At 48.0% G+C, this 22,055-nt stretch carries 28 protein-coding genes; 23 read left to right on the top strand and 5 right to left on the bottom strand.

Annotated elements, in window-relative coordinates:
• Positions 1-145: 145 nt before the first annotated feature.
• Both L3D05_RS13625 and L3D05_RS13620 read left to right on the top strand, forming a co-directional pair.
• On the top strand, positions 146-2,323 hold the full coding sequence (locus L3D05_RS13625) for a heavy metal translocating P-type ATPase (protein ID WP_255807510.1): 2,178 nt from the start codon (positions 146-148) through the stop codon (positions 2,321-2,323).
• Between the two features lie 26 nt (positions 2,324-2,349).
• Positions 2,350-3,033 (top strand): sulfite exporter TauE/SafE family protein, encoded by a 684-nt coding sequence (locus L3D05_RS13620; RefSeq protein WP_239616621.1) that lies wholly within the window; start codon positions 2,350-2,352, stop codon positions 3,031-3,033.
• 24 nt (positions 3,034-3,057) lie between these two features.
• On the opposite strand, the gene L3D05_RS13615 is transcribed toward L3D05_RS13620, so the two are convergent.
• Entirely contained in the window at positions 3,058-3,465 is a 408-nt protein-coding gene (locus tag L3D05_RS13615; protein WP_239616619.1) for a FixH family protein, read from the bottom strand.
• A 144-nt stretch (positions 3,466-3,609) separates the two neighbouring features.
• Here L3D05_RS13615 and L3D05_RS13610 point away from each other — a divergent pair, with 144 nt between their 5' ends.
• The 6 genes from L3D05_RS13610 (at position 3,610) to L3D05_RS13585 (ending at position 8,301) form a co-directional block, all read left to right on the top strand.
• Positions 3,610-4,026, top strand: a complete 417-nt coding sequence (locus L3D05_RS13610; protein WP_239616617.1) for a BlaI/MecI/CopY family transcriptional regulator — start codon at positions 3,610-3,612, stop codon at positions 4,024-4,026.
• A complete protein-coding gene (locus L3D05_RS13605) occupies positions 4,023-4,883 on the top strand; it encodes a M56 family metallopeptidase (RefSeq protein WP_239616616.1) in 861 nt (286 codons plus the stop codon). The genes L3D05_RS13610 and L3D05_RS13605 overlap by 4 nt, the downstream gene beginning before the upstream one ends.
• Before the next feature lie 87 nt (positions 4,884-4,970).
• Positions 4,971-5,666, top strand: a complete 696-nt coding sequence (locus L3D05_RS13600; RefSeq protein WP_239616614.1) for a DUF3105 domain-containing protein — start codon at positions 4,971-4,973, stop codon at positions 5,664-5,666.
• Positions 5,667-5,850: 184 nt separating this feature from the next.
• On the top strand, positions 5,851-6,576 hold the full coding sequence (locus tag L3D05_RS13595) for an ABC transporter ATP-binding protein (protein ID WP_239616612.1): 726 nt from the start codon (positions 5,851-5,853) through the stop codon (positions 6,574-6,576).
• On the top strand, positions 6,573-7,613 hold the full coding sequence (locus L3D05_RS13590; RefSeq protein WP_239616611.1) for an ABC transporter permease: 1,041 nt from the start codon (positions 6,573-6,575) through the stop codon (positions 7,611-7,613). The genes L3D05_RS13595 and L3D05_RS13590 overlap by 4 nt, the downstream gene beginning before the upstream one ends.
• Positions 7,614-7,647: 34 nt before the next feature.
• A complete protein-coding gene (locus L3D05_RS13585) occupies positions 7,648-8,301 on the top strand; it encodes a TetR/AcrR family transcriptional regulator (RefSeq protein ID WP_239616609.1) in 654 nt (217 codons plus the stop codon).
• A gap of 60 nt (positions 8,302-8,361) precedes the next feature.
• Here the strand turns inward: L3D05_RS13585 and L3D05_RS13580 are convergent, their stop codons facing one another.
• The gene (locus L3D05_RS13580) at positions 8,362-9,294 is read right to left on the bottom strand and encodes a cation diffusion facilitator family transporter (protein WP_239616607.1); all 933 of its coding nucleotides are present in this window, start codon (positions 9,292-9,294) and stop codon (positions 8,362-8,364) included.
• Positions 9,295-9,682: 388 nt separating this feature from the next.
• On the opposite strand from L3D05_RS13580, the gene L3D05_RS13575 reads away from it, so the two are divergent.
• The 7 genes from L3D05_RS13575 (at position 9,683) to L3D05_RS13545 (ending at position 15,106) form a co-directional block, all read left to right on the top strand.
• Positions 9,683-9,889, top strand: coding sequence for a hypothetical protein (locus tag L3D05_RS13575; protein ID WP_239616606.1), 207 nt, complete (start codon positions 9,683-9,685; stop codon positions 9,887-9,889).
• 165 nt (positions 9,890-10,054) lie between these two features.
• Complete coding sequence (locus L3D05_RS13570; RefSeq protein ID WP_239616604.1) at positions 10,055-11,359, top strand: LLM class flavin-dependent oxidoreductase; 1,305 nt, start codon at positions 10,055-10,057, stop codon at positions 11,357-11,359.
• Between the two features lie 23 nt (positions 11,360-11,382).
• Positions 11,383-12,216 carry a sulfurtransferase gene (locus L3D05_RS13565; protein WP_239616602.1) on the top strand — a complete coding sequence of 278 codons (834 nt, stop codon included), beginning with the start codon at positions 11,383-11,385 and terminating at the stop codon, positions 12,214-12,216.
• A 184-nt stretch (positions 12,217-12,400) separates the two neighbouring features.
• Positions 12,401-12,895, top strand: a complete 495-nt coding sequence (locus L3D05_RS13560) for a hemerythrin domain-containing protein (protein ID WP_239616600.1) — start codon at positions 12,401-12,403, stop codon at positions 12,893-12,895.
• 31 nt (positions 12,896-12,926) lie between these two features.
• Positions 12,927-13,358, top strand: coding sequence for a universal stress protein (locus tag L3D05_RS13555; protein ID WP_239616599.1), 432 nt, complete (start codon positions 12,927-12,929; stop codon positions 13,356-13,358).
• A gap of 110 nt (positions 13,359-13,468) precedes the next feature.
• Positions 13,469-13,918 carry a MarR family winged helix-turn-helix transcriptional regulator gene (locus L3D05_RS13550; RefSeq protein ID WP_239616597.1) on the top strand — a complete coding sequence of 150 codons (450 nt, stop codon included), beginning with the start codon at positions 13,469-13,471 and terminating at the stop codon, positions 13,916-13,918.
• 57 nt (positions 13,919-13,975) lie between these two features.
• Positions 13,976-15,106 carry a saccharopine dehydrogenase family protein gene (locus tag L3D05_RS13545; protein WP_239616588.1) on the top strand — a complete coding sequence of 377 codons (1,131 nt, stop codon included), beginning with the start codon at positions 13,976-13,978 and terminating at the stop codon, positions 15,104-15,106.
• On the opposite strand, the gene L3D05_RS13540 is transcribed toward L3D05_RS13545, so the two are convergent.
• Entirely contained in the window at positions 15,005-15,619 is a 615-nt protein-coding gene (locus L3D05_RS13540) for a rhomboid family intramembrane serine protease (RefSeq protein ID WP_239616587.1), read from the bottom strand. The genes L3D05_RS13545 and L3D05_RS13540 overlap by 102 nt on opposite strands.
• Before the next feature lie 148 nt (positions 15,620-15,767).
• Between L3D05_RS13540 and L3D05_RS13535 the strand changes: the two genes are divergently transcribed.
• The 5 genes from L3D05_RS13535 to tatA all read left to right on the top strand — a co-directional run bounded on the left by L3D05_RS13535 (position 15,768) and on the right by tatA (position 19,725).
• Positions 15,768-16,571 carry a helix-turn-helix transcriptional regulator gene (locus tag L3D05_RS13535; RefSeq protein ID WP_239616586.1) on the top strand — a complete coding sequence of 268 codons (804 nt, stop codon included), beginning with the start codon at positions 15,768-15,770 and terminating at the stop codon, positions 16,569-16,571.
• 7 nt (positions 16,572-16,578) lie between these two features.
• A complete protein-coding gene (locus L3D05_RS13530) occupies positions 16,579-16,989 on the top strand; it encodes a VOC family protein (protein ID WP_239616585.1) in 411 nt (136 codons plus the stop codon).
• Between the two features lie 274 nt (positions 16,990-17,263).
• Entirely contained in the window at positions 17,264-18,307 is a 1,044-nt protein-coding gene (locus tag L3D05_RS13525) for a multicopper oxidase domain-containing protein (protein ID WP_239616584.1), read from the top strand.
• Between the two features lie 17 nt (positions 18,308-18,324).
• Positions 18,325-19,518, top strand: coding sequence for a ZIP family metal transporter (locus L3D05_RS13520; protein WP_239616583.1), 1,194 nt, complete (start codon positions 18,325-18,327; stop codon positions 19,516-19,518).
• A gap of 24 nt (positions 19,519-19,542) precedes the next feature.
• Positions 19,543-19,725: a twin-arginine translocase TatA/TatE family subunit gene (tatA, locus tag L3D05_RS13515; protein WP_239616582.1), complete on the top strand. Its 183-nt coding sequence runs from the start codon at positions 19,543-19,545 to the stop codon at positions 19,723-19,725.
• An 8-nt stretch (positions 19,726-19,733) separates the two neighbouring features.
• Here the strand turns inward: tatA and L3D05_RS13510 are convergent, their stop codons facing one another.
• A complete protein-coding gene (locus L3D05_RS13510) occupies positions 19,734-20,162 on the bottom strand; it encodes a DUF3888 domain-containing protein (protein WP_239616581.1) in 429 nt (142 codons plus the stop codon).
• A gap of 148 nt (positions 20,163-20,310) precedes the next feature.
• Positions 20,311-20,709 carry an SRPBCC family protein gene (locus tag L3D05_RS13505; protein ID WP_239616580.1) on the bottom strand — a complete coding sequence of 133 codons (399 nt, stop codon included), beginning with the start codon at positions 20,707-20,709 and terminating at the stop codon, positions 20,311-20,313.
• An 89-nt stretch (positions 20,710-20,798) separates the two neighbouring features.
• Here L3D05_RS13505 and L3D05_RS13500 point away from each other — a divergent pair, with 89 nt between their 5' ends.
• From L3D05_RS13500 to L3D05_RS13490, 3 genes are read left to right on the top strand one after another with little or no spacing between them, the layout of a single operon-like run.
• Entirely contained in the window at positions 20,799-21,128 is a 330-nt protein-coding gene (locus tag L3D05_RS13500; protein WP_239616890.1) for an ArsR/SmtB family transcription factor, read from the top strand.
• 59 nt (positions 21,129-21,187) lie between these two features.
• A complete protein-coding gene (locus L3D05_RS13495; protein WP_239616579.1) occupies positions 21,188-21,526 on the top strand; it encodes an SRPBCC family protein in 339 nt (112 codons plus the stop codon).
• 41 nt (positions 21,527-21,567) lie between these two features.
• On the top strand, positions 21,568-22,035 hold the full coding sequence (locus L3D05_RS13490) for a DUF8821 family protein (RefSeq protein WP_239616578.1): 468 nt from the start codon (positions 21,568-21,570) through the stop codon (positions 22,033-22,035).
• Positions 22,036-22,055 lie beyond the last annotated feature (20 nt).

Genomic DNA, 22,055 nt, shown 5'->3' with positions numbered 1-22,055 from the left:
CCGATCGGGTGTCCTTTTGCATGTTCATTAAAGACTCCGATAACGCTTAGCTCGCTAGGGCTATTCTGATCTATTTACTCCGCTCATAGAATAAAGGACAAGCAAAAATGCGGAAACCATCCGTTGAGCGGGAAGAGGGATCGAATTGCACACACTGCGGTTGTATATTACGGGCATGACATGCGCGGCCTGCTCGTCGAGGATCGAGAAAGCAGTCGGGAGGTTGGAGGGCGTTCGGGAGGTGTCAGTTAACCTTGCCACTGCCCAAGCATCCGTTCAGTTGGATCGGGGAGTTGTCAGCGAATCCGATATTTATCGTAAAATCGAGCAGCTCGGCTACGGGATCGAGCGGGGGGGAAGGCCGAAATCAGCGAACGAATCCGAAATCCGCAACTACCGTTTGCGCTTCCTCGTATCGTTGCTTTTATCTATACCTCTTCTATGGGGGATGTTCTCGCATCTGCCGTTGTTATCCATGCTCTGGGTTCCCCATATCCTGCACAACGCCTATTTGCAATGGATCATCGCCACGATTCTGCAATTTTACATCGGTTATCCGTTCTACCAGGGAGCTTATCAGGCATTAAAGCAACGAAGCGCCAATATGGATGTCTTGGTCGTCATCAGCACCTCGGCGGCTTATTTCTATAGCCATTATCAGCTCTTCCGCATGCGGGGCTCTGAGGAGCATATCCCGCTTTATTTCGATTCGATTGCCATGATCTTAACGGTTATTATCCTAGGCAAGCTTCTCGAATCCATCGCCAAGGGAAAGGCATTAAGAGATTTGAACGAGCTATACGATCTGCAAATTCGGCTCGTGCGAGTCGTTCGCGGGCGGGAGGAAACGTGGATTCCGTCCGAACAATTGCGCAGGGGCGACATCGTGCGAGTGAATGCGGGAGAATGGATTTCGGCTGACGGAATCGTCGTTACTGGCGTTTCGGAGATCGATGAATCCGTATTGACGGGCGAAAGCTATCCGGTCATGAAATCGGCCAGGGATCAAGTCTATAGCGGAACCAGAAGCTTGAACGGCAGCTTGCTCATTAAAGCGGGAAGCGACACGCAAGGCTCCCGCATATCGCGCATGATCGCCATGGTCGAAGAGGCGCAGAGCAATAAGCCGATGATCGCACGCAAGGTGGATCGAGTCGCTTCTTATTTCGTCCCCTTCATGCTCTTGGCTGCTATGATTACTTATGCAGCGTGGATGTTCTCCGCTCATGAACAGGCTTCCGAACTGGCTATGCGTCAAGCCTTGTCTGTGTTGTTAGTCGCTTGTCCATGCGCGCTAGGTCTAGCTACTCCCGTATCGATTCTAATCGCAACCGCATTGTCGGCGAAATCCGGCATACTCTTTAAGGATGGCCGCGCGCTAGAAGTACTGCATCGGGTCGATCACGTGTTGCTTGATAAAACCGGAACGCTGACGGAGGGCAAACCTCACTTAATCGCCGTTCATTCCCTGACGGAAACGGATGCTTACTTGGTTCGATTGGCTTCGGCGATCGAACAGCATTCCGCCCATCTGCTCGCGCAGGCGATCGTTCAAGCGGCGGAACAACGGCGAATCCTCATACCGGATGCGTCAGAGATCGTAGAGGTTCCGGGCAATGGTATGAAAGGCATCGTGGAAGGGAAAGTGATCCGAGTCGGACATTACAGATGGATGCAATCGGAGCAGGTTCAAATGTCGGTGCAACCTTCGGCGATTGCGGCTGGGCCGGGAAAGACGATTCTCTATGTTTCTATTCATTCCAAGCTTGCGGGTTGGATGGTCTTAAGCGATCAATTAAGGTATGAGGCTCCGGCTGTTGTTAAGAAGCTTAAAGCTCAAGCCGAAGTGTGGATGCTCACGGGCGATCAGCATCAATCGGCGAATCGGATCGCAATGGAAGCGGGAGTAGGGCATTATCAAGCGGCGATGAGTCCGGAAATGAAGCTGAACGTCGTTCGCGAGCTGCGCAATAAGGGGTGTATCGTCGCGGTAATCGGTGACGGTAACAATGATACCGCCGCCTTAGCCGCGGCAAATGTCGGAATCGCCATGGGGGGCGGGGTGAATTCCGCCAGGGAAGCAGGCGATATTATTTTGGTTAACGACCGGCTAACCGGCATAGTGGATGCGATTAAGATCAGCAAGAGGACGATGGGAAATATTAGACAGAACTTGACGATCGCAGCCGTCTATAACGTTGTCGCCGTTCCCTTCGCCGCGTTAGGATATTTAGATCCGAAGCTGGCATGCATGGGAATGACGTTAAGCTCCTTAACCGTCGTAGCCAATGCCCTCAGATTACAAAGGCTTCGCAACAATTGAAGCTTGCAGAAGGGGAGTGCGCGCGAATGGGCTCGGGCAACATGTTAGTAATAGCGGCAATGTCCGGCATTGCCGGAGCTCCTCATTGCCTCATTATGTGCGGAGGCATCGCCTCGTCATTCGCTTTGAACGCCAAGCAATCTCCTTTGAAATCCGTACTCGCTTATAATGCGGGGCGAGTCACGACTTACTCTTTCATCGGTGCATTCATGGGATTCGCCGGATCTTTCATGAACGTGGCCGGCGGTTTGGTCGGCGTTCAGAGCATTGCCAGCATCATTGGCGGAATACTCATACTGCTATGGACTTACTGGCGATATACGTTACCCATTTTTCATCATCGGTTGCCTGGCAGCCGCTATCTTAACCGGCAAATCGCGGTTATCAGAGAGAGATTTGATTTGGCCGGCATTTATTTAACGGGGTTAATGCTTGGATTTCTTCCTTGCGGATTAACTTATGCGATGCAGATCAACGCAGCGGCTACGGCATCTTGGACGCAAGGGTTTCTCGTTATGCTAGCGTTCGGGCTGTCCACTTTCCCGGTAATGGTGTTGACGGGATTGTTCGCGGGAGGAATCGGGAAGAGATGGAAGAGAGGCATGAGGACGACAGGAGCTACTCTTGCTTATATGATGGGGATTTTATCGCTAATGAAAGGTTTTGTCGCGAATGGATGGATACCGTCTATCCATCCATGGCTTTGGTGAGGTTGTTTATTTAATGACATTAAATTAATGAGTCGTGAACGGATGGTTGAGGTGAATGAGCTTGTCGGGCAATCGAAGCGACACTTGTGCTTCCCAGCTTCCTTGCATGACCGGAATACCCGATATGAGGTAAGTTCCGGGTTTACTCTCGACAATATCCGTCGGGATGTTCCCGCATAGCATGTTCGGCATTTGCAAGATGACTTTAAGATCTGCTTTCTCGATAGGGTTGCCTTCCAAGTCCGTAAGCGTGAGCGTGAATGTGCTCATCTTCATGCGTTCTGCGATTTTCTCGTTGGAGAGGACGGTCATCCGGACATTCCCGTCTTGAAAGTCGGTTTTGGCGGCTGCGTTCGGTGCGGGTGGCAGCAACAAGAACACGCCAGTGATGAGGACAATCAACAGTCCGAGGGAGAGCATGAAGGATTTCATTGTATCCCTTCTTCCCAAGTCTAGTCGTGAATGATTGATATGTATGCTTCATCCCCGGCGGAGATTCGTTTTCTCGGGTTAGGATCGTCCCTTGTATCTGACAAAATGCTACACTATAATGTGTAGTGGAAGGTGGTTGAGAGCTTGAACATCAAGAGCTTTAAATACAATGAGGTCGGGCTTAACCGATTCTTCGGCACATTGGAAGCGAAAGTGATGGAGTTGCTCTGGGAAGCGGACGAGATGAGCATTAAAGATGTTCAGGCTAAGTTAGAGCGGAATAAGCCAGTCAACTTCAATACGGTGATGACCGTCATGAATCGTCTTGTCGACAAGGGAATTCTCGTTAAGCGCACGCAAGCAAGGTTATCTCTATATCGACCCAACCAATCGAAGATGAGGTTCATTGACGAACAATCCAAGAGGCTCACAGAAAATTTATTTGAGGAATTCGGAGGTCTTGTCGTCAATCATATGATCGATGTGTTGAAGGATGTCGATCAGGAATTACTCGACGAATTGGAACTCAAAATTCAACAGTTGAAGAGGAATCCGCAATGAACCATTGGAGAAAACAGTCCTCAATTGTCCTTGGCGTAAGCCTGCTCGCCGCGATAATCGTATTATGCCAAATGGCGTTGTACGTCGTTCACTTGTTATGGGGAGTAAGCTTGCATAAGAACGTATTTGAATTTTGCATTGGGCTATTCAGGCCCAACTCCGTGCCTTATTACGTGATCACATTTATTCTGAATGCCCTTATTGTCTTTACTTTGATTACGATTATGGTCAAAGCCGTACAGCAGTTCCTGCTGCTTCGTAAATTCAAGAAAGATTTGGTTTCCTTGGTCGATCCGCAGCTGTCGGACAAGTTATCCCGTCAATTGAACCGAACCGCTAACAAGCTTATCGTCGTCAATCATGACCGCTTGCTAGCTTTCACGGTCGGATTCCGAAATCCGCGAATCGTAATATCTGGCGCATTGCTTGATATGCTGGAAGAACAAGAGTTAAGAGCGGTTGTCGAGCACGAAACGTTCCACCAGATCAATCGGGATGGGATCAAAATCTTCATAACCCAATTGGTCTCGCAAGCGCTATGGTTTATTCCGATCACTCGCTGGTGTTATCAGAATTACAAAATCATGAGCGAGCTTGCGGCTGATGAATACGCGATTCATCGATCAGGCTCGGAGATCGGCTTGGGAAGCGCCATGGTAAAGCTGCTTAGAAGAGAGTATAAGTCGAAATCCTTGCCCGTTCTCGTCCATTTCGCGGATGGCTCGATTAATTACAGGCTGAAGCAGCTCTTGAATTCCGATCGCTCCATTCCGGTTAAGCTGGACATGGTTTCGATGGTGACGTCTATTCATATGTTGATGTTCGTATTGATCCTAATGATCGCTGCGGGGATGTGATGTCCGGTTTTCGCGTATAAGTTTAGACTACGGTATGTAGTGTGATTGATTATCTAATCTGAAGAAATCTGAAGATATGGAGTGACAATGATGATCGTCGGTATTATTGGGGTTATTATATTATGCGGAGCGCTTGTCGGGTACGGCATGGCTTCGAAATGGAACAAAAGCAATACGAGCAAATTGAAGAAGGGCCAGAAAGCCGAGCTGAAGGAGAAGAGCAAGAAAATGCGGTTGGCCGCCCATTCGATGCTTGGGGTCGCTATCGTTCTTGTCTTGGTCTCTTTGCTGCTTAACTCTTCGAGCAAATATGATTTGCAAAGCCTGAATTACCATGCGCCAATCGAAGTCACGAACGATCACGATTTTGGTGGAGGCCACTCGGAAATGCCCGTCCAATACGAGACGAAGTTTCCAACCTCGGGTACGCACAGCCCTCATGATCTGAAATTCGGCTATTATACGGACAAGCCTACGACGGAAATGCTGGTTCATAACTTGGAACACGGAGATATTCTCATCTATTATCGGCCGGACGCGAGCTCGGCTACGAAAGACGCGGTCGAATACTTGTCCCATTTTACGAAAGCGGGCTCTGGGGTACTCGCCGTTCCGAGTACGGACATTCCGGAAGGCAAGGAAATCATCATGAATGCTTGGACGAAAACAATGGAGCTAACCACATATGATGAGCAGAAGGCTGGAACTTTCATTAACGAGTATATCAACGAAGGCCCGGAGAAAATTCCCGCTAACGTTCGACGTGGCGGCGGAACGATGTAAAGGACATAAGCCTGAGCGGCAGTTCGTATCTTTGAAATTCAAAGGGTACGGACTGTTTTTTTATCCACCCAAGCGGACGTAGAAGCCCTTATTTTAGGAAAAGAAGGATTGACGATTATGTTGTCCGTTGCATAAAATAAAAGTGACCACTCACTTTTTATAAATGAGAGCAGGAGGAACTACGATGGAGTATTCCGTACGGATTCAAGGCGTTAGCAAAAGCTATGGAAAGAAAACCGTGCTGGATCATATCGATCTAGACATTCAAAGAGGGCAAATTTATGGGCTCATCGGTCCTTCCGGTGCCGGCAAGACGACACTGGTGAAAATGTTGGTAGGTATGGATAAGGCGGATAAAGGTACGGTACACGTATTAAACCGGAAAATGCCGAATTTAGAGCTGCTTCAAAATATAGGCTACATGGCGCAATCCGATGCGCTTTATACGGAATTAACGGGGGAGGAGAATCTGAAGTTTTTCGCTTCCCTATTTAAGCTTAACAAGGCGGAGCAGAAGGAACGGATTGCCTATACCGCGGATCTAGTTCACTTGACTGATGAGTTGAAGAAGAAGGTTTCCGCATACTCCGGCGGAATGAAACGTCGGCTGTCGCTCGCGATTGCCCTCATTCAGAATCCTCAAATTCTTATTCTGGATGAGCCGACTGTCGGAATCGATCCGGAGCTGCGATTATCGATCTGGAACGAGTTATTACGGTTGAAAAATTCCGCCGGGAAGACGATCATCGTCACGACGCATGTCATGGATGAAGCAGGGAGATGCGATTACCTTGCGATGGTCAGAGATGGACGCATTATCACCTCCGGATCGCCACGTGACCTAATGGCAAATTACGGCGTTAACAGCCTAGAGGATGTATTTTTGAATGCCGGGGGGAAACGCCAATGAGAACGAGCGCATTAATCAAGAGGATCGGTCAACAGATGCTACGTGACAAGCGAACGCTGGCGTTGTTATTTGTAGCTCCGTTGCTCATTCTTACGCTTATGTACTTCATCTTTAACGGCAATGGAGATGGGGAAAATCCGAAGTTGGGGCTAGTTAACATCATGGCGCCAGTGGCAGAAGCATTGAAGCAAGGAAATATCGACATCGTTGATGTAAACGGCGTAACGAGTGAGGTTATTAAAGAAAATAAGCTTGAGGGCATTCTTGGGTTAGTAGACGGAAAACTAACCTTATTATTAGAGAATAGCGATCCATCGCAAGCGAAGGCTCTGCTCATGAAGATCAATAAGTCGGTCGCTAGCTTAGCGCAGAATGCTACAGGATCTTCATTGCCCATCAGCATAGAGACGGATTATGTATACGGGAGTAGCGAAACGACCTTCTTCGATGTGTTGAGCCCGATACTTGTAGGTTTTTTCGTGTTTTTCTTCGTGTTCTTGATCTCGGGTATCGGTTTGTTGCGCGAGAGGACGACGGGAACATTGGAAAGGTTAATGTCTACTCCGATTCGCAGAGCGGAAGTGATTACGGGTTATTTGGCCGGATACGGGATCTTCGCTATCATTCAGACGATCATAGTTGTCCTGTTCGCCGTTAACGTGCTAGATATTTCGCTCGTAGGCTCCATTTGGAACGTGCTTCTCATTAACTTATTGCTTGCGCTGGTGGCTTTATCGTTAGGAATATTGTTGTCTACGTTCGCTGCGTCCGAATTCCAGATGGTTCAATTCATTCCGGTCGTCGTCATTCCGCAAATTTTTTTCGCGGGTATCGTTCCTCTAGACGGGATAGCGGATTGGCTGCAAGCCGTAGGCAAGATCATGCCGCTCTATTATGCTGCGGATGCCTTAAAAGGCGTTATGTACAGAGGAGTCGGCTTTACGGAAATTACGAAAGATCTTCTCGTACTCGTAGCTTTCGCGGCAATCTTCATCGGGCTTAACGTACTTGCTTTGAAAAAATATCGCAAACAATAAATTCGGCTTAGGGTAAGGAAGGATTGGATTCGGCATGACAACGCATAACATACTGGACAAAATGGCGTCCGACGCCAAATTGTCCAAGAAGGAAACGGCAAAGCAACAAAAGATAGTAGAGGCCGCTATCGCGATATTCGCGGAAAAGGGCTATTCGAATACTTCGACGAGCGAGATCGCCAGAAAATCGGGCGTCGCGGAAGGGACGATCTTTCGTCATTACGGAACGAAGGAAAATCTTCTGCTTTCCGTAATCGTACCGTTCCTGAAACAATCGATGCCGACGCTGGCGCAAGAGTTGAGCCATGAAGTGAACCCGCAGAACAATTTGCATTTTGAAGATTTTATAAGAGCTTTTATCCGTAATCGCTACAACTTCTTAAGGGAAAATAGAGACATTTTCCGAGTGGTGATCAAGGAATTGCTATATCGAGACGAGCTGCGAAAAGATTTGTTTCCTTACATCCTCAAAGAGATGGTTGCCTTTTTCGACATCGCCATCGATCACTATAAGGCTCGCGGAGAGTTGGGGGATCTTCCTAACCAGAAGCTCTTCAGAATGTTCTTATCCGTTATCGGAAGCCATCTCGTCACGCGATTTTTCTTATCATCGGATGATCTCGGCAAGGAGGAAGAGGAGGAACAAATAGAGGACCTTGTACGGTTTCTAACTAATGGAGTGTCATAACGATATCTAAGTAACTTTACAAGGGGATCCAAACGGATCCCCTTTAATATTGGTTAGCCATTAAATATGATTGAGTAGAAACCGACGCCCATACTCTCCATGATCGTGAATAGCCGCATGTTCTATCTGAATCGTGGAATGGCCGATGCCGTACTTACTTCTGAGCATTTCATTAACGGCAAGGATGACGCAGAAAGGCTGAATGTCAGCCCGGACGAACACATGCGCCGTAAGCGAGTAGTGTTCCGTCGATACGGCCCACAGATGCATCTCATGGACGTCTTCCACGCCTTCGATCCGACCAAGATCGGCGCGGATCTCATTCAGGTCGAATTTCTCCGGTACCGACTCCATTAGGATCAAATAGGCTTCACGGATGATCTTATAGCCTCCGATACCGATGATGCCGCCGATCACCATGCTAATCAGAGGATCGAGCATTTGCCAGCCGGTGAAATGGATTAAGATAGCGGAGACGATAACGCCAACCGAACTTAACAAATCGCCGATAAAGTGCCATAGTGCGCTCTTAACGTTTAAGTTCTCTTCGGATTTCATGCTGCGGGACAGGATGAGGGTTAACGTGATGTTTACGATCAATCCGATCGACGCTATGATGAGCACGATGGTTAGATCGACTTGCTGAGGGTGGATCATTCTCTTGATTCCTTCTACGAATATCCATAAGGCGATCGCGATTAGCGCAAGTCCGTTAAGGAAAGAAGCAATTATCTCGAATCTCAGGAAGCCGAATGTGTACTGGTCGTTCGGCTTACGTGTGGCCATGAAGATGGCAAACATGCTTAGGCCTAAGGCGAGCACGTCGGAAATCATATGCGCAGAATCGGAAATTAAAGCAAGCGATTGGGAAAGAACGCCGCCGACCACTTCGAGAATGGTGAATACGAAGGTGAGGATTAAAGTGATCCAAAGAGTTCTCTTCGAAGTGCTCTGTTGTTTGACGTGGTCGAGATGATGGAAGTCGTCGGTCATCTTTGGACACCCCTTAATTATAATAATTATAAGGTAATACTTAATATAAATCATTGCACAAAGATTACGAATAGGCAAATGAACAATATATGGATAACGGAAGTGATAATCATTCCTAACTTGGGTAAGCAAAGTAGTCTGAGATTAGTTAGAGCGGCTATATGTACCCTGAGTTCAAAGCACACAAAAAAAGTCCGTAAGGAATACGGACTTTAACACCACCTGGCGATTATAGCCACGAGCGAAACTGATCATAGCCGTAAGGATGAATACCTCTCTTCTCGCAGCAAAGAATGCATCTGCACGAACTATGATGTTGGCCGCAGGACTTATCCATACCGTGAGACTTTTCATGTCCGCAAGACTTCTCCATGCCGTGAGACTTGTCATGTCCGCAGGATCTGTGCTTGTGTTCGGGTTTGTGATGTTCTTCGGGTTTGTGATGTTCTTCGGGTTTATGCTTGTGATGGGATTTGTGATGTTCTTCGGATTTATGATGGTTGCACCCGCACGATCTTTGGTTATCGGAACCGGATATTTTAGCTTTTTTCATCGTGCCACCTCCTTTTCTTTTGCTTGGAATCAAAATATGTGAAACAAGCTTAACGTGCTTGTACCATTAACGGGTGTAACGTGAATTGGGATTGACATTAACGCCCTAATTAATCCGACTATTTCTGTATGAATAGTTTACAAAATAGCCTGTCTTTTATTAAAATAGAAAAAACGACTCTATCCCCGTAAGGAGAAGGTGAAGAAGTTGAGCGAGAACAACCGCAGAATGATTCTGAATCTGTTCACGCAAAACGGAGGTTCCCACAAAGGAGCCTGGCGTCATCCGAGCACGAACGTCGAGGAGTTCCACAGCGTCCAATACTTTCAGCGGCTTGCGCAGAAAGCGGAAGCCGCGCGAATCGATTCGTTGTTCATCGCCGATGGCCTCTCCGTTGAGGCGAAAGCTGTTCAGCACGGTCCGATTCTCGGGTTCGAGCCGCTCACCTTGCTCGCCGCGATTGCAACGGCGACAGAGAAGATCGGGCTTATCGCCACCGTGTCCACAAGCTTCAACGAGCCGTATAACGTTGCCAGAATATTCGCATCGCTAGATCATATTAGCGGAGGACGCGCGGGCTGGAATATGGTTACGACGGGTGTTGAACGTACGGCCTTTAACTTCGGGTTAGAGACATTGCCTTCGCATTCCGAGCGTTATGAGAGAGCTGCGGAATTTGCCGATGTCGCGCTGAAGTTATGGGATAGCTGGGACGAGGATGCGCTCGTTCAGGATAAGTTATCCGGTATCTATGCCGATCCCCGGAAAGTGCGCGACATTCATCATCGCGGAGAGCATTTCTCCGTACGCGGGGCGCTTAACGTCATGCGGTCTCCGCAAGGGAGACCGTTGCTCGTTCAAGCCGGTGCATCCGAAGCAGGCAAGAATCTGGCGGCTAAGTATGCGGAGCTCATCTTTACGGTCCAGAGTTCGCTGGAAGACGCACAGCTCTTCTATCGGGACATTAAGCGGAGGACGATCGAAGCGGGGCGGTCTGTGGATAGCATTAAAGTGTTGCCAGGACTTCATGTCATCGTCGGCGCTACGAGGGAAGAAGCGGAGCAGAAGGCAAGCGAACTAATGAAGCTAGGTTCGCTCGAAAGGGCCGTTATGTCCATCTCGAATCTTCTCGGTATCGACTTCTCCCGATATGGTTTGGATGACCCGTTTCCCGAGCTGCCCGATTCGAGTGAAGTCAACGCTTACCAGACCTTTAACCAAATGATCAAGAAGATCGTCGAGAAGGAGAAGCCGACGATAAGGGAACTGCTGGAGAAGCACTGGATCGGAAGCGGACAGCTTAGCATCGCAGGAACGCCTGAGCAAATTGCCGACTTGATGGAACATTGGTTCTTGAGCGAAGCGGCGGACGGATTCAGCGTCATGCCGCAGCTGTCGGCGGACGACTTCTTAGAGCTTGTCGTGCCCGAACTGCAACGAAGGGGACTATTCCCCAAAACCTATGAGGGCGGCAATTTACGCGAACGTTTGGGCTTGGTCGCCCCAAAATGAAGGGAACAGGGGGAGTGAATAATATGACGGATACTAAAGTCAACGCTTATCCGAACGGACATTTGCTAGCCGATTTGGAATGGGTGGAGAACAATCTAGATTCGCACGACTTAGTCCTATTGGATGCGAGAGCGCAAGGCTACGAAGTCAGCCATATCCCGGGAGCTATTCCGGTTAACGTCAAGGATCTAAGAGCGAAGACGAGATCCGATTTTGCTGCCGCCGAGGACATCCGAAGGTTATTAGAAAAGTGGGGGATCAGCGCGGATAGCGCGGTCGTCGTTTACGATGACGGAGCCGGAGTTGCGGCCACTCGGGTATTCTACGTTCTGGAAGTATTCGGCCTGAAAGATCGGGTAAAAGTACTGAACGGAGGATATACGGCTTGGACCGCTGCGGGGAAGCCGACCTCGTCTGAAGTCCATACACGGAGACCTGCATCTATCTCAGTTGTTGCTAACGTGCTCGGCTCCGTCAACAAATTCAACATACAAGCCGGTCTCCATCAAGCGATATTGCTGGATGTACGATCCGGCGAGGAATATTCGGGATTGGATAAGCGTTCTAATCGCAAAGGCGGAAGGATCCCCGGAGCCGTAAACAAGGAATGGAAGGAAGCGCTTGGACCCGTCGACGAGAAGGGCGTTATCCGCTTCAAGAAGTATGAGGACCTGAAGAAAGAATTTGAAGCGGCAGGCGTTAGCCAGAAGCATACGATCGTACCGTATTGCCAGTCGAACCAACGTGGTGCCCACACTTATTTCGCTTTGAGGCTGATTGGATATCCTGATGTAAGGCCTTACGAAGGCTCGTGGGAGGAATGGGGCAACGCAGAGGATACGGAAGTAGAAAGCTAATAAGCGATCAATAGGAAGGAGCTGTCTCGAACGATCTGAATAGATCTTTCAAGACAGCTCCTTCTTCGTTCGCGAGATTGCCATTAAGATTTGATCACTTTGTTACATCGTGATTTTTTTCACACATTAAGCATAGAATTGGAATTAAACTTAAGCCATCATACAGAAGTGGGAGTGATCTGTTGTGAAATTACATATCCCGATTGAGAGCCCAATGCCCGGAGCGGATATTCGCGAAGTGCGGCTCGAAACGTGCATTACGCGAGCTAAGCAAGAGCACGATCTGTTGAAAGAGGAACTTCAGGATATATTTGAGCAAGCATGCATTGTAAGGAGCGGCGTTGACGAGTCGCGCCTGAATCGCGAGATCGTCGAATTGAACGAGAACGTGAAGCATTTTATGAAAGATTGGAATGAGCATACTCTGTGGGAAGAATCCGAGTTGTTTCCATATGCCGCATGGCTGCTAGGTTCAGAACCTGACTTGTACGCCCTGATGGAGCAGGAATACGAGCTAGCTGATCGGTCTATTCGTGAGTTCGTTCAAACTCTGGAGCGCACGAGCCTTCCGATTGGCCGGGAGGAAGCCTGCAGAATGACATCTTATTTAATACAAGCCTATGCCATTCTGAAAAATCGGTTCAAAGAAGAAGAGGAAATTATGCTAGAATTATCCTAAGATAGCTATGACACCAATAGGAGGGGTTACAATGAAATATCATCACATCCTAGTCGCTTACGACGGATCCGAGACGTCTAAGAAAGCTTTGGCGCATGCGATAAAAATTGTCGAGAATCAGCCGATTTGCAAACTGACGGTAGCCCATGTCTTGAACCGTCCTCCCTATGCAATAGCAAGTTATGGACTCGTCCTTCCAGAAGGTTATCAGGAAAAGATACAAGAGTATGAGAATGCTCTTATGCAACAAGCCACGGAACAAATTCAAAACTTGCCCTACGCGAAAATCGCGATGTTAAAAGGAAACCCGGCTTCCGCTATTCTGGATCACGCGAACGAGAACGCGTGCGATCTGATCGTTATGGGTAATCGAGGGCTGGGAGCGATCAAGGAATGGATGCTAGGGAGCGTCAGCCACCATGTCGTTCAGCAAGCTCGAATGCCGGTATTGATCGTAAAATAGTGAAGATACCGTTAGCGAAACGGGACGTTTACGGGCGGTCAGACTGTTATTATCGCAGTCCGACCGCTTTTTTTATTGACAACCATTAGTATAGTACATAAACTAAAATCATGAATAATAAACCTAAGATCAACGATCGAACGACTAATCAGAAACAAAGCATCGGCAGATTAATCATGCAATTGAATCGCCTAGAGCGCCAACCCAAAGCGTTCGGGGAAGCGGGCCCGTTAACTCCAAGCGAAATCCATACGATTGATGCGATCGGTAGGGAGGGCGGAGTGCTTATGAGCGAGCTTGCCCAGCGGCTCGCCGTGACCAAGGGCGCCGTAACGCAGCTGATAGGCCGGTTAGAGGCCAAAGATCTCGTCTCGCGCAAATCCCATCCCGTTGATTCAAGAGCGACGGTCCTTTCGCTAACCGGCTTGGGAATGATCGCATTCGAGGCGCACGAAAGCATGAATCAGCAATTCAACGATCTATTGCAAGAGGAGTTCAGTACTCAGGAAATCGAAATATTCGAGAAAGGGTTGGAAAAGTTGATCCGGCTGATGAGCTGATTTTTTTCGCCCTAATAGTATAGTTACTAAACTAATATTCGGAAAGTAGTGAATAGGATGGCAAAAGATCGGATTATGGTTATCGGAGGTTACGGAACAGTAGGCAGTACGATATGCACTCTGCTAGGTAAGAAGTTTCCGGGGAAGATTATCGCGGCAGGACGAAGCTATGACAAGGCAGCCCGATTCTGCCAACAAACGGGGAATATCGTTCTTCCTATGCGGTTAGACATCGAACTGCCGGTAGAAGAATATATATTTAATGGTGTTAAATTAGTAATCATGTGTTTGGATCAGCCCAGTACCCGGATCGCGCAGATGTGCTTGGAGCTTGGTATTCACTACATCGATATCTCCGCGGACATATCAATATTATCGCAAATCGAGAATCAGGCCGCTCACGCCCGGGAGTTTCACGCGACTGCCGTGCTTAGCGTCGGGCTCGCTCCCGGTCTTACGAATTTGCTGGCGAAGAAAGCGATCGAGCAACTCGATGAAATTCGCGAAATCCGCATCTATAATATGCTCGGCTTAGGAGAACAACATGGAGATGCCGCGATCGATTGGACGTTAGATCATTTGCAAACGGGATTCCAACGGAGGAGAAAGACGAACTTGGGCAAGGGGATCGGAAGAAGAACGGCTTATTCGTTCGATTTCTCCGATCAACATGTACTTCCCGTCACCTTGCAAGTCACTTCCGTGACGACTTATCTCATCTTCGATTCGGCGGTCGTCACTACGGGATTAGCTCTGATGAAGCGAATGCGCTTGATGCGAATCCTGAAATACAAATTCGTCAGTCAATGGATCAAAGCGAGTATGAAGCGAATCAGGATGGGGAGCGATAAGTTTGTGATTAAGGTAGAGGCAAGCGGGAAGAAGAAGGGAGTAAACCACGAAGTGGAGTGCTTAGCAGAAGGAAGGAACGAAGGAGATATGACAGCGCGGATCACGGCTCTAATTGGCGAATCCGTCTACGTATCTCCATATCCATTCGGCGTATTTCACATTGAGCAATTGTTCGACCTAGATGATGTAATGCGCAAGGCCGGAGAAGATTCGGTACAAATCCGAATTCTACATTCAACTGCGGCTTTTGGCTCTTATGGCGACGAAGGCGCCCATCATGGCAAATCCGGCAATAGCGCCGCCGACGTGAGCCCAGATATTAATCTGCGAGGATAAGAACGAATAGATCAATCCGAATGCCAACATTCCGTAGATCGTCTTGCGAGTGGCTTCGTCCAATGCGTTTTTTCTGAATATTGCTAAATATAAGAACGCACCGAGAACTCCGTAAATCGCCCCGGACGCTCCTACCGAACCATACTCCGAACCTGCATGGATAGCGGCGCTTAACGCATTGCCGGCTATTCCGGCAACCAGGTAGAACAACAGATAACGAAGGTGTCCCAACATCCGTTCCAGAGGCGGAGCAAATACCAATGTCGAGAAACAATTAAACAAGAGATGATCCCAGCCTGCGTGAAGAATGATGGATGATACGTAACGATACGGTTCACTTAGACCATAGCGATCGAAAACAGGTTCTTGATAGAACATTCCCCAGATCGTTAATTGTCTATCCAGTACAAGGTGGTCCAGGAGAAACATGATAAGGTTAACGGCTAGTATTAGCGCGGTAATAGGATAAAGTCGGAGATAACTCCGGAAATTCTCGTACCGTAAGAACATCATTGCGAACACTCCTCAACTGACGAAATTCTATTCATTATATCATTGATCGGCTTTGGCTTTCATGGTTGCAAAGAATGAACAATTTATGGTAAATTATTATAGGAACGTTTGTTCTGATACGGATTTATATGACGATAGCAGGTGAGGAATGGATACGAATCGATATTCAGAGATTGACGAGGCTATCTCCTACATCCATCAGAATATTTATGAGCCGCTACCCCTTACGCAATTAGCGAATCACGTAGGCTATAGTCCGTATCATTTTACGCGAATATTCAAGGAAAGAATGGGAATCTCGCCGCTTTATTACGCCTCATCGGTTCGATTGCAGAAGGCGAAGGAGCTACTGCTGCGGACGAACATGAGCATTCGTGATGTCGGGCTCGAGATCGGGCAGCAAAGCCTCGGAACCTTCACGACCCGATTCACCGAAAGGGTGGGGGTGACGCCTTCCCATTTTCGCAACTCGACGCTACATGCGGAGAATGATTTAAGATCTCTGCAGAAACTCTCGAATTGGCAGACTTCTAGCACTATCGGCCACCCTTACTCCACGCTTGAAGGAACGGTTCGAGCGGAAGCCGCATTCGAAGGGGTAGTCTTGATCGGCTTGTTTACCAAACCGATTCCGGAAGGCAATCCTCGTTATGGAACGATCCTATCCTCGCTCGGCCATTTCAGTCTTACGGACGTAAAACCGGGGACTTATTTTTTAATGGCTACGTCTGTCTCGTGGGAGATGAAGTCTGCCGAGTTTATGCTGCCTTATACCACTTTACGAACCCGATCGAAGGCGCCGATTACGGTAAGCCCGGAGTCGCGCATTCCCTATCAAGAGGTTGTCTTACATACGCCATTGCCGGACGATCCCCCGATCTTGATTTCGTTGCCTTTGCTGATGAGTAATTTCCTATCCCGCATGATGCAAGCCAATAAAACGAAGAGGTGATTTATTAATGGCACTTAAGGTAAACAATATTTTCGTTAATTTGCCGGTTAAAGACTTAGAGAAGTCCGTCGCTTTTTTCAGTCAAATCGGTTTCGAATTCGACCCGAAGTATACGAATGAAAGCGCGACTTGCATGATCATCGGAGATCATATCTTTGCCATGCTATTAGTGGAGAGCTCGTTCCAAGGCTTTATTACCAAAGAAATCGCGGATACCTCGAGAACCGCGGAAGTCATTCTGGCTTTATCCGCCGATAGCAGGGAACAAGTAGACGAGATTGTAAACAGGGCGTTGGCGGCAGGCGGCAAGCCATCTAATGATCCAATCGACCATGGGTTCATGTATGGCTGGAGTTTTCAAGACATTGACGGCCATTTGTGGGAAGTCTTCTATATGAATCAGGATGAAACCGTATAGTCGATAACGTGAATAGACAGGATTGGTCCGTGGGAAATGCAATAAATAAAGAAACCTCCCCCTTAGTTAATGGTTGTTCGAAACATCCATTTACCAGGGGAGGCTTTTTATTGTTTAATGGTTTACATTCTGCGGCAAACCGGATATATTTAATTTACTTCAAGTTTTGCACTATGGAAACACTTTGTCTCTAGTCCACAATATATTTTTTTTGTGAAATATGTTGCATAAGGTAAAATTATTTTCCCTAAGAAAAGAATGGAGGATACAGGATATGGCATTCGATCCTAAACGACCGGTTTCTAGAAGAGATGTGCTGAAATGGGGAGCCGCCGGAACATTAGGAGTTATTGGAGGGGCATTGTTAAATCCCGGCTCTTGGTTCGGGAAGACCGTAAAGGCGATGGATAAGCATGAACTGCATTCGGCATTGCAAAGCCATAAACATCATATGATGGCTCACGGATACGATCCGAGCACCGAGAAGACGAAAGGCTTGGAAGCTGCCATCCGCGCTTTGACCGAATTCGATTATGGCAAAGTCAGCAAGCGCGCAGACGGTCGCACGGTGCGTGACTACGAATTAGTGGCCATGGATACGGAAGTGGAAATCGCCTATGGCATTAAATTTCCCGGCTGGGCGTTTAACGGCACGATACCTGGCCCAACGATCCGTTGTACCGAAGGGGACATTGTCCGAATCAAGTTTTGGAATGGCTCCAAACATCCGCATTCCATCCACTTTCATGGTATTCACCCAACGAATATGGACGGACTTGAACCGGTTCAGTCGGGCACGGATTTTACTTATGAATTTGAAGCGAAGCCGGCGGGCATGCACTTGTATCACTGTCACATTCCTCCGCTAGCCAAGCATATTCACAAAGGTTTATACGGAAACTTCATCATCGATCCTAAGAAACCTAGAGCCCCTGCCCGCGAGTTGAACATGGTCATGAACGGCTACGATCTGGATCTCGACGGCGAGAATGAGGTGTATACGGTGAACGGATATGCTTTCGCTTTCCAAGCTTGGCCGATTGAAGTTAAAGCAGATGAGCTCGTTCGGATTTACTTAAGCAATTTTACCGAATTCGATCTTATTAATTCTTTTCATCTTCATGCCAACTTTTTTAAATATTACGAGGTCGGTGCAGACCCCGATGCGAGGCCCGTATGGACTGACACGATCATGCAATGCCAAGGGCAGCGCGGTATTCTCGAAATCGTGTTCCCTGAGCCTGGCAAATATATGTTCCATGCGCACCAAAGCGAATTCGCGGAGCTCGGTTGGATGGGCTTCTTCGAAGCCAAATAAGGAGGGGAGATATTCCGATGCAGGGAGAAGCAGTCGTAAACAAATCGAAACCGGCCCGACTCGTATGGATCTGGGGAATCATCCCGCTCTTATTGCTAGCCGTTATGATCTTACTGCTGTCTAGATTCGGTACGGGAATCCAGGACGAACCCGTTGCGCCGATAGAAGTGTTGAACGTAGAGCGGATTACAATGACCGAAGAGGGCTTCATCGTTAAAGTTTTGAACTCTGGACCGAATGAGGTCACGATCGCCCAAGTGGTCGTGAACGATGCGTTCTGGAATGCGACCTTCCAGCCAAGCCAGACGATCGGGCGTCTCGGACATTCGGAAATTTATATCCCTTATGGCTGGATAGAAGGTGATCCGTACTCGATCGTGTTGATTACGACGAATGGAATTATGTTCACGGGAGAAGTCGCCGTAGCCGCCCTTACGCCTGTTGCGGATGCGAACCGTTTTGTCCAGTATGCGTTAATCGGTTTTTACGTGGGGGTCGTACCTGTTGGGCTAGGATTATTATGGTTTCCGTTTCTGCGTAGATTCTCGAACAAAGGGATACAAGGCGTGCTGGCTTTAACCGTCGGTCTATTGTTCTTCCTCGTCGTGGATACTTTGCAAGAAGGGCTGGAGCTAGGAGCCGAAGCGCCGGGTATTTTCCAAGGGACGGGTCTCGTATGGTTCGGAGCCTTGTTAAGTTTCTTGTTCCTATTGGCACTCGATCAAGCGAGCGAGAGAAAGGGCAAGCAGAACGGAAAACAAGTCGCGTACAAAATTGCCGGCGGAATCGGCCTGCACAATCTAGGAGAAGGGTTAGCGATCGGAGCTGCTTTCGCGGCGGGAGAAGCCGCCCTCGGCACGTTCTTGATTATCGGGTTTACATTGCACAACATTACCGAGGGAGTAGGCATCGCGTCACCTCTGCTGAAGGAACGTCCAACATGGAGAACTTTCCTAATGTTAGCGATCGTTGGGGGGGCTCCGGCGATAATCGGGACTTGGATCGGAGGATTCGTGTTCAATGATACGTTAGCGGCGCTTTTCTTCGGCATCGGTGCCGGTGCGATCATTCAGGTTATCTATGTCATCGGTAAAATGATCATTAGAGAAGCTGCGAAGGACGGCAGACCGGCAGTATCCTGGACGAATTTGGCCAGCTTAACAGCAGGGATCGTCATCATGTACGTAACCGCGCTTTTCGTCAGTGTATAAGGAATAGGAGAAGGAGGGATTCAGATGCCGTTAAATATCGGTTGGACGGGGATATTGTTACTCGTATTGATTGCGCTCCTGATCTTCGGTCCCGCCAAGCTGCCGCAGCTTGGCAGGGCGATCGGAACGACGATTAGAGAGTTTAGATCGGGGACAAAAGATCTGATGGAGGGTGATAAGTCAAAAGAAAATAAATCATCAGACTAATCGAATAGTTAATTAGGAGTATGCAATTCAGGAGGTAACTGATAAGTAGCTAAATGAGTGTGATTAGTTAACTCTACTGAAGGGCCATACGAAATCCGATAAGTTAAGCGGTCTTTTCCTACTGGAACATGATGTCCTGCAGTCGGCTCAATTTCAAAAGTGATTTCTAACTTAAAGCCACGGAAGCCATTTATTCTTTTGGTTTCGATCACTTCAATTTTCCATGGTGTAATTTCAGGTGAAAAAGTCTTTAGAATTTTTGGGCGGTAATAGTGATCAAGAACTTCTGTTATATAAGGAGTGAGCAAGTTCATTAGCATATCCTGTAACCTGAGTTCTTCAGAGTCTTCAGTTGGTTGTTTGGCCAATCCCATATTTGTTTGGAAAGAAAAAATAAGAACAAGTGATACTATAAAAGTAAATATGAATTTTTTCATTTCATAAATTCAACTCCTATATGGATATAATTTACCAGCTCCTTTTTATTTATGTGGCAATTGGTAAAGGCACCCTGTTGGGTGCCTTCCGATTTCGCTCTATAGATGTTACGGTGAACCATGCCATAAGTAATAGCGAAATGGGCGATTATTGTCCCAACGTCTTTTCAAGATTGCCGCACCAGTTCGTCCAGCCCCACTTGGCGCCCTCGAGTCCTTGGACAGTCGAGATTCCGGTTTGTTCGAGATGAAGATTAACCTTGCCGCCACCCAGATCCTTTATGGTCCAGGTGACCGTATGCTTTTCCTCCCCGCTAGCCCAAGAATAGGACAACCGGTTCGGCGGTTCCACGGCAAGCACTTCGCCGTCAACAACGCCATTCCAATTGCCGACCGGCTGCAAGCGGAACTGAAAACGATGGCCTACATCGGGCTTGAAATCATTTTCCGTAATCCACTTGGCAAGCTTACCTGAATCCGTCAAGGCGGTCCAAAGCTTCTCGATCGAGGTTTCGTACTGAAAATCCAAAGTTAGCGTTTCACTCATTCTTCTTCCTCCCGCAATCTAAATAGATACTAATTGGTGTCGTGTTTGAGTATAGGACACCATTTGTTCATGCAAGGGGGTGGGTGATGATGGGCGCAGTTGCACAAGCACGGGATGTGTATTATGCCGTGGCCGATCCGACCCGGCGTGAAATCATTCGGCTGCTGGCGGATGCGGATGAATTGCCACTTAATCGGTTGACTCCGCATTTTACGATGGGCCGCACCGCAGTCTCCAAGCACTTGACGATTTTGAAGGAAGCCGGCCTCGTGACCGAGCGTAAAATCGGCCGTGAGACTAGAAACCGTCTCAATCCCGTACCGCTGAAGGAGCTTCAGGATTGGTTGTCGTACTACGAGAAATTTTGGAAGCAAAATATGCTTCGACTGGATCAACTTCTCAAGGAGGAACAGGAATGAAGCAAGATCTGTCGCTCGATTTTTAGTTTAAAAGCTCGGTCAAGCAGGTATGGGACGCCTTGACCGACTCCGATAAGCTGGCGAAATGGGTCATGGACAATGATTTCAAACCGATTGTCGGCCATCGTTTCCAATTCCGAAGGGAACCGATCAACGGGTGGGACGGCATTATCCATTGCGAAGTGTTGGAAGTGGACGAGCCGCACCGATTGTCTTATACCTGGGACAGTCTCGGAGAAAACACGACGATCGTCTGGACATTAGAAGAAGATAAGGACGGAACGGTCCATCTGCATCTTGATCAAACCGGCTTCAGCGCACAGCAAGCGTTCGCGGGTGCAAAATACGGCTGGACGAACATGTGCAAACAGCTTGAAAAGGTGCTAGTCGAACCGTAATACATTTTGTTAGCGAATAAAGGGGTAGAAGGAGGAAGAAAATGTCCTATATTGTCGATTTTAAACAGGTGTCAACGGTTGGTTTGGAGTCTTCGCCTGCAGCAGATGCGCTTGCTGGTTTACGCGCTAATGAAGCCCGTTATTTCATGAACAAATACAAGCATGAATTTACTGTCGTGCCGGCCAGCGAAAGCCAGGAAACACTTGATTATGTGAACCGAGTTTTGAAGGAAGAACGCGATATTGTGTTTGCGGCAAAGCCGTTAGAAACGTCGCTTTTTCAAGTGGAGAATATCAGATGGGCCTTCGTCTTTTATGAGGACGGTCTAGGAGTCAACGTCTTGTATACGGTTGATGATCCTAAGAAGCGGGCCGTCGGCTTCAAGCTTTCCGAAGGGATTGAAGTACCCAAGGAGCTGGAAGAGAAGAAGTTTAAGTTCGCCAGGCAGAAATCCAAGCTGGCTGGAACCATTCGGGGCACGTACTTTGTGATCAAAGGTGAATATTAATTTCACGATTAACCGCCTAC

The sequence above is a fragment of the Cohnella mopanensis genome, assembly GCF_022352055.1.
GTDB lineage: Bacteria > Bacillota > Bacilli > Paenibacillales > Paenibacillaceae > Cohnella > Cohnella mopanensis.
Note: the sequence above shows the minus strand (reverse complement) of the source record. Positions and strands in the feature narration are given on the sequence as shown.